This window comes from Sulfuricurvum sp. (assembly GCF_049587615.1).
In the GTDB taxonomy this organism is placed as follows: domain Bacteria; phylum Campylobacterota; class Campylobacteria; order Campylobacterales; family Sulfurimonadaceae; genus Sulfuricurvum.
The window spans coordinates 175,718-181,717 of record NZ_JBAVEF010000053.1; the positions used below are offsets into that span (position 1 = coordinate 175,718).

The 6,000-nt window shown below is 39.5% G+C and carries 8 protein-coding genes; 1 reads left to right on the plus strand and 7 read right to left on the minus strand.

Annotated elements, in window-relative coordinates:
• Positions 1-28 precede the first annotated feature (28 nt).
• Positions 29-160, plus strand: coding sequence for a hypothetical protein (locus tag WB308_RS10990; RefSeq protein WP_013450030.1), 132 nt, complete (start codon positions 29-31; stop codon positions 158-160).
• A 44-nt stretch (positions 161-204) separates the two neighbouring features.
• Here the strand turns inward: WB308_RS10990 and WB308_RS10995 are convergent, their stop codons facing one another.
• The 7 genes from WB308_RS10995 to WB308_RS11025 all read right to left on the minus strand — a co-directional run.
• A complete protein-coding gene (locus WB308_RS10995) occupies positions 205-1,011 on the minus strand; it encodes a hypothetical protein (protein WP_424191447.1) in 807 nt (268 codons plus the stop codon).
• Entirely contained in the window at positions 984-1,505 is a 522-nt protein-coding gene (locus WB308_RS11000) for a hypothetical protein (RefSeq protein WP_424191449.1), read from the minus strand. Before WB308_RS11000 ends, WB308_RS10995 begins: the two co-directional genes overlap by 28 nt.
• Positions 1,505-2,707 carry a restriction endonuclease subunit S gene (locus WB308_RS11005; protein ID WP_424191451.1) on the minus strand — a complete coding sequence of 401 codons (1,203 nt, stop codon included), beginning with the start codon at positions 2,705-2,707 and terminating at the stop codon, positions 1,505-1,507. The genes WB308_RS11000 and WB308_RS11005 overlap by 1 nt, the downstream gene beginning before the upstream one ends.
• Positions 2,708-2,710: 3 nt before the next feature.
• Positions 2,711-4,294, minus strand: coding sequence for a type I restriction-modification system subunit M (locus tag WB308_RS11010; RefSeq protein WP_424191453.1), 1,584 nt, complete (start codon positions 4,292-4,294; stop codon positions 2,711-2,713).
• Positions 4,295-4,373: 79 nt separating this feature from the next.
• Positions 4,374-5,495: a Fic family protein gene (locus tag WB308_RS11015; protein ID WP_424191455.1), complete on the minus strand. Its 1,122-nt coding sequence runs from the start codon at positions 5,493-5,495 to the stop codon at positions 4,374-4,376.
• Between the two features lie 66 nt (positions 5,496-5,561).
• A complete protein-coding gene (locus WB308_RS11020) occupies positions 5,562-5,732 on the minus strand; it encodes a helix-turn-helix transcriptional regulator (protein WP_424191457.1) in 171 nt (56 codons plus the stop codon).
• A 1-nt stretch (position 5,733) separates the two neighbouring features.
• On the minus strand, positions 5,734-6,000 hold a 267-nt coding region (locus WB308_RS11025; protein ID WP_424191459.1), incomplete at its 5' end, for a tyrosine-type recombinase/integrase.

The following is a 6,000-nucleotide window of genomic DNA, read 5'->3' on the forward strand; positions in this document are numbered from 1 at the left end:
AGGAGAAAATATTATGAAAGGAGACACCATGGCAAATAAAAAGCAGACATCCTCTAATGTAGCTTCTACAGCATCAAAAGTGCTGAAAAGCCCTTCTGCAAGCAAAGCCTGTAAATCAGTCGCTGCTAGCGCCCTTAGTCAAACGAAAAAAGGGAAGTAAAATCGATAGAACGTCTTTCGACGTTCCATCTGAACTCAAATAAATCATAATCCAAGTTTTTGAATTATATTTTTTGCTTCTAATTTAAAATCATGATATTCCTCTATATCATGGAACATTTTATCCATTAGGTGTATATGTTCTTGTGAAAATAAATCTCTTTTAGCTAATAACCCCTTGTATAACTCCATCCAATCAATTGTTCGAGAAAATATATTTTGCATAAAATACATATTCTTTGAACTACATAATTCAGTATCCCCTAATAAATACAGCACATAAAAACATAAATCATGATTTGCATTAAAGTTAATAATATCATCGTTAGAATATGAAATATTTACTATGCCATTAGATAAAACAACTTTATCTTTTCCAAATATTTCACTAATTTCTTCTATGTGCTTTTCTTGCATTTTTGGTAAAAAATTGTCTGTATATGAAAAAGGAAATCTCATGTCAGTCATTATTAGGTGTATTGAAAGATAATTTGTAGTTAAAAACCGTATCTTTGTCCCGCCAATAGAATCAGCACTAATAACCATTCCAGCTAATTTATAGCAACTTGATTCTTCTTCATATTTAAACACCGGTGCACCACTAATACCATTCAAATTAACATTATTACATGTGTTTATATCAATTGTCATTTCAGCCTGTACAGCATTTATATTTTTGCTACAATGACCAATCAAATGGCATCTTTTAAGATACATATTCGCAGAATTATTTTCTTCATTATATTCTAAGTAGTTCATTGCACTTGGAAACCCAACGACATACAAAAGATCTCCTTCAATTGCATAAGCAATATCTGACTTTTCTAAAGACCTTGTCTGAAAATATTCCATCTTATGTGTTCTTTTTTATAGTTATCATCTAGTACAGCTACAGTCACATCATTTGCTTCCATTGAAAGCAAACCAAATGAATCATCACGATCAAAATCCAAGTTAATTGGGGGAGTATAAACAGCTTTTAGATGTATTCGTGCATCAGCATCTTTTAAATCTAATCCTTTGCCTATTTCTCTGATTAAAAACATATTTTCTTGTTTACGAATAAAGATATCGTAGTCCTTATGCATACTATTTCGCCCAAGCACGTGTCTCGCTGTCATAAACAGCAACGTGTCAGCATAATTGATGATAAAACCACTTCCAAGCATTGAGTACCGATAACAACCCAACATTCCTTCAATATCATCACTAAAATAAGTAACGGGACGAATACTTTCTAATAATTTAGGGTCTAAAACTGGGAATGGCAATACATTTTCTACTACGCATGTATTTTGTTCTTGTAGATTTAATAAGTAGTGTGAAGCAAATAAAGACAACCTCATTATTCAGCAATTTCTATCTTCCCCGAAATCAGCTTCGGTAAAAGCATATCCCGTTGAGTTTTCAGATTTTGATTTCGTACTCTAAGATTAATTTCCTGCTTAAACAAAAGATCCAAAATGGCATTAGCTGTTAACCGTATCTTCTCTTCTGGCAATATAATTTGAATCTCTTTTAGATGACTATCTCCAAGATGTGCTACTGTTGTTCCTACAATTGAAACGTTTAGTTCCTTGATAGACTTTTCCATACTCAAAAATGTAAAATAGGCAGAGTATCCCTCTTTTGGAGTTATTTTAACAACTCGTTGATTTAGATAAGCATGTCCACCCGCCCATTTACCCATGTGAAAGTCGCCATCCATACCGATAAGCAAATCCCCATTTTTTAGAATCTGATCTTGTTTTTTCGGATGCTCAGGTGTAAATGTATTTGAAATATTTTTAAGGATATCTCGTATTCTTACAACGGGTGTTCCTTCTTCTTTATCATTAAATAATGATGATTTAAATGCATAACCATACGTTGGTGAAGCTGTATCAAATAGTTTCACTACTCTCCACCCCTCCGGTATCTGCCCCAGCGCCGAATCGACCATTTTGACCTCTTCGTGACCGGGAAATCGGAATTTGACAAACCACTCCTTATAGAGACTACGAGCCATCTCTTCGAGGATTGCGATGCGGCGGTTGTTGTTTTCGACAAGGTCGTCATAGGTGGAAAGAATAGAGGCTATTTTTTTCTGATTCTCAATACTTGGAAGTAACGGAAGCTCTAAAGCTCGAATATCACTCATATTTAAATGTGCTACTGTAGCTCCACTTGCCATTGATAAAATTCTATTTTGAATTTCATCTCCTAGAAGTAAAAACATTAAATAATGAGCATCTACTTTCATTTTATTAGGTCGTATCAAAACAGTTCTCTGTCCATGACAGACTTTTAAATTTGCTGGAATAATTGCAACGTTTCCGACTGGGGCTTCACGAGCAAAAATCAAATCTTTTTCTTTGGGTGTGGCACGTTCTGTCCATTCAAGATATGATTCTTCAGAAACACACTTGGCACCGTCCAAAATAAAATATCCTCTACCAATATTTGGTGTTCGTATACAAGGATAGCCTTCTGCTGTGAACTTTGGTGTTTTATGTTTTGTATCAACGATAAATTCGCAAACATCATTTAAAGTCATCATACTATCCATGCTTTAACCCAAAATCTCAGCAACATTCTCCGAAATCCGTCGTTCCAGTTCATGCGCTTCGGCATTAAGTACTTCGAGTTCTTCTTGGAGTGTTTCGAGTCGGATAGCAAATTCTTCCTCGTCATCTTCTACTCCTGCTGTAACACCGACATAGCGCCCAGGGTTGAGACTGTATCCCTGCGCAGCGATCTCGTCGATCGCTGCAACTTTACAGAGCCCCGCAATGTCTTGGTACGTCCCATCAGCGAAAAATCTTTCTACCGTATACTCACCGTCGTTGCGTTCGTCCTCATGGTGGGTTTTATAGGTGTCATCAGTCGCTTCGCCACGATATAATCGAACGATATCAGCGATGAAATTCAACTGCTCAGAGCTGTAATCACGCACCGATCGAGTGACCTGCTTGAAGATATGGCGCGCATCGATAAAGAGGACTTTGTCTTTTCGGGACTGCGGTTTGCCCTTGTCCAAAAACCACAGCGTACACGGCAACGTCACGGTATAAAAGAAGTTCGAACTGATCGCAACCATCACATCCACTCCGCCACTCTCGATGAGCTGACGGCGAATCTCCATCTCACTCCCTCTGGCATCCGCCGCAGAGTTTGCCATAACGAATCCGGCACGACCGGTATCGTTCAAACTCGCATAAAAGAGCTGTATCCACAGATAGTTGCCATTATCGACGTTGGGCATTCCGAAGGGGAAACGGGCTTTGTCGTCCGCTATCCGTTCTTTTTGGATGTTGTTGACGTTGAAAGGTGGATTTGCCATGACAAAATCAAACTGTCCGGCACATTGGTGAATATCCTCATAGTAGGAGTTTCCCTCACGAATATCCCCTTGTAACCCATGAACCGCGAGATTGAGTTTAGCAATACGGACGGTATCCCCCGTCTTTTCCTGACCGAAGATCGAGAGCTCACTGCTGGCGTTACGGTTGTGTTCAGCTACGAACGATGCACTAGAGACGAACATCCCGCCGCTTCCGCAAGCAGGGTCAAAAACTTTACCGTGATACGGCTCGATGATCTCGGTGATGAGACGTACTAAATGTGCAGGGGTAAAAAACTCTCCGCCCCCTTGTCCTTCGCTCTTGGCAAACTCGGTGAGAAAATACTCATAGATACGCCCAAATACATCCGTACCGATGTCAAAACGAATCCCCGCAAAGTTTTTCAAGAGAGTGATAAGGATAGCATTATCAAATTTGGTATAGGTTTTCGGGAGAGTATCACGGATCGCTTCATTCTCGGCTTCAAGTGCTTTCATCGCGTCATTGATCGCACGTCCGATATCGGCTCCATCAGGAAGTTTTAGGAGATTATCGAACAATGCAACATCGGGGACATACATCGCCCCTTCAGCTTGAATCGCAGTTTTGATATCCGTTCCACGACGACGGGAAGTTTGTGTAGATTCGATTGCCTCTTTGGCTATCAGATAGCGATACTCAGCATAACGTAAAAAGATCAGTCCCAATACCGGACGAGAATATTCTGATGCAGTTAGATTGGAATTGGCACGCAGCTCATCCGCCGCTGACCATAACCGTTTTTCAAGTGCTTCGATGTTTTTAAAACTCATAATTTATCATTCCTTCTATCTATTCACATATCTTCATTTGTATTTATTTATTATAGTGCGTGTGGGCTGAATGGGTCCTCTATTTCCACTTGATATCATAACTCGTACTCCGTCCACCCGCTCCACGATGAACGATACAACGCTTTTCAAGCAGATCACTCAGATCACGGCTAGCGGTCACACGACTGCAATCACAAAGCGATGCATATTTACGAGAATTCATTCCACCCTCAAACCCTTCTTTACCTGCATCAAGTAGACGATTAAGCATCTTTATTTGTCGCTGGTTCAGATCGGTATGCAGATGTACTTGCCAATACTTCGTTTTCGCCAATACGGTCTCGATAGTTTTATGGGCATTTTTCTGTGCTTGCAATACTGTTTCTAAAAACCATCCTATCCATGCAGTAATGTCCATCGTGCCTGTAGTCGTTTGCTCTAAGATCTCATAATAACCGTGTTTGGTATCGTTGATCGCAGAACTCATCGAATAAAGGCGCACAGAACTATTCTCAGCTCGACTAAGCATCATATCCGACAATGCACGGGCAATACGCCCATTTCCATCGTCCATCGGATGAACGATGACGAACGATAGATGAGCAATAGCAGCGCGTACATATCCGTTTTCATCATTTGGAGTATCGATAAAATTAAAAAAGCGTTGCATCTCTTCTTCGACTCTATCACGTGGCGGTGCAACATAATGAATTTTTTCTTTACCGATACGGCCTGAAACGACCTGCATTGGCTCTTCTCCACGATAGGATGCAACATTGATTCTGTGCATTCCAGAATATCCAGTCGGAAACAATGCAGCGTGCCAAGAGAACAAACGTTTTTCATCAAACGGCTGCATAGAATTTCTAGAAGCATCAAGGAGAATATCGATTAGTCCATCTGTTTGGACGGTAGAGCGGTCTTGTGTTTCATACGAAATGCCAAGTTTTTTAAAAATAGAGGACCGTACTGAATCACGAGAGAGTATTTCTCCTTCGATCTCAGAAGTAGTCACGGCATCGAGTGCAAGCGTTTCGCTTTGCATCTCAAGCAGATGCTCTTCGCTCAATCCTTTACAAATTCCATCGAGCAATCCTTGCTGATAACGAATCTCTTGTAAGAGAGCCTGAAATTGTGTCAGATCATAAGTAAAGTGTGGCCAGTCACTATTCTGCCAAATATAGGTTTGATACGTTTTCATAGGTTAATTGTATCATATAATGATATGATTAATGCCATTATTCGTATCAGAGTAGGGTAGGGGGTCTTATTTCAGTGAACTCATAAATTGTTCAATTTCTGAGAGTTTCCATACCGTTACACCAGGGCTTAATTTTATAGGCTTAGGTAATTTACCTGTTTTTGTATATAGCCAGACGGTACTTTGACCAATTGACAACATCTCTGCAACATCTTTGACTCGTAAAAACTTTTCCATTTTACACCCCTAAAAATAATAAATTTGACATTGATAGAACGGCATCTTTTCCTGTTTCTTGTGACAGCTTGGCATATCGGAGAGTTTGACTGATATCCTGGTGATTCATGAGCTTTTGAATAGTAAAAATTGGAGTTCCAGCAATAGCCAATTGACTTGCAAATGTATGTCTTAGTGTATGAATTACAGTACGGTCGATTGCATTGCTTGGATCAATTCCGGCATTGAATAATCGATTCAAAATAGGTTTTAATCGATTGGATATAAA

What these genes read in the sequence shown, in the direction of transcription:
- WB308_RS10990 (WP_013450030.1), top strand. Translation starts at nt 29, where the DNA reads ATGGCAAATAAAAAGCAGACATCCTCTAATGTAGCTTCTACAGCATCA.
- WB308_RS10995 (WP_424191447.1), bottom strand. Translation starts at nt 1,011, where the DNA reads ATGGAATATTTTCAGACAAGGTCTTTAGAAAAGTCAGATATTGCTTAT.
- WB308_RS11000 (WP_424191449.1), bottom strand. Translation starts at nt 1,505, where the DNA reads ATGAGGTTGTCTTTATTTGCTTCACACTACTTATTAAATCTACAAGAA.
- WB308_RS11005 (WP_424191451.1), bottom strand. Translation starts at nt 2,707, where the DNA reads ATGGATAGTATGATGACTTTAAATGATGTTTGCGAATTTATCGTTGAT.
- WB308_RS11010 (WP_424191453.1), bottom strand. Translation starts at nt 4,294, where the DNA reads ATGAGTTTTAAAAACATCGAAGCACTTGAAAAACGGTTATGGTCAGCG.
- WB308_RS11015 (WP_424191455.1), bottom strand. Translation starts at nt 5,495, where the DNA reads ATGAAAACGTATCAAACCTATATTTGGCAGAATAGTGACTGGCCACAC.
- WB308_RS11020 (WP_424191457.1), bottom strand. Translation starts at nt 5,732, where the DNA reads ATGGAAAAGTTTTTACGAGTCAAAGATGTTGCAGAGATGTTGTCAATT.